The organism is Vibrio sp. Y176, assembly GCF_033438945.1.
The window spans coordinates 1-913 of sequence record NZ_JAWOQS010000199.1; the positions used below are offsets into that span (position 1 = coordinate 1).

Annotated in this window: 1 protein-coding gene; it reads left to right on the top strand. The window is 48.6% G+C overall.

Going from position 1 to position 913, the window contains the following annotated elements:
• Positions 1 to 22: 22 nt before the first annotated feature.
• Positions 23 to 913: sodium:solute symporter family transporter (locus tag R7O13_RS25075; protein WP_412125725.1), on the top strand; the 891-nt coding region annotated here is incomplete at its 3' end.

Sequence of the window (913 nt, forward strand, 5' to 3'; positions counted from 1 at the left end):
ACAGCGTTTCGAGGTTTCTATTATGGAATACGATTACTTAGTAATAGCAGGCTACTTTGCCCTGATGGTGGCAATCAGCTTGCTGTTCAAAAAAATGGCAAGCAATAGTACCAGCGACTATTTCCGCGGGGGCGGTAAGATGCTTTGGTGGATGGTTGGTGCCACAGCATTTATGACTCAGTTCTCTGCATGGACGTTTACCGGTGCAGCGGGTAAAGCGTTTAACGATGGCTTCGCGGTATTGGCCGTGTTTGTTGGCAACATGGTGGCGTACGTTTTCGCTTACTTCTACTTTGCTCGCCGCTTCCGCCAAATGCGAGTCGATACACCAACTGAAGGGGTAAAACGCCGCTTTGGTAACACTAACGAGCAGTTTTTCACTTGGGTAATCATTCCGTTAAGTGTGATTAACGCGGGTGTTTGGCTAAATGGTTTGGGTGTGTTTGCTTCTGCGGTATTTAATGCCGACATCGTGACTACCATTTGGGTGACTGGCCTTGCGGTATTGGCTATCTCATTGCTGAGTGGTGCGTGGGGCGTAGTGGCGTCGGACTTTATTCAAACGCTGGTTGTTGCGGTTATCTCCATTGCTTGTGCGGCAGTTGCATTGTACGTCGTTGGCGGCCCTGGCGAGATCGTTGAGAACTTCCCTGGTGGCTTCATCATGGGCCCAGATATGAACTACCCACTACTGTTAGTTTGTACGTTCATCTTCTTCGTAGTGAAACAGCTGCAAAGTATCAACAACATGCAGGAGTCTTACCGTTTCCTTAACGCGAAAGATTCGAAAAACGCAAGCAAAGCTGCGCTGATGGCGCTTGTGATGATGCTATTTGGCGCGGTAATTTGGTTCATCCCACCTTGGGCTTCAGCAATCTTGTACCCAGATGCAGCAACGCAATACTCATCATTG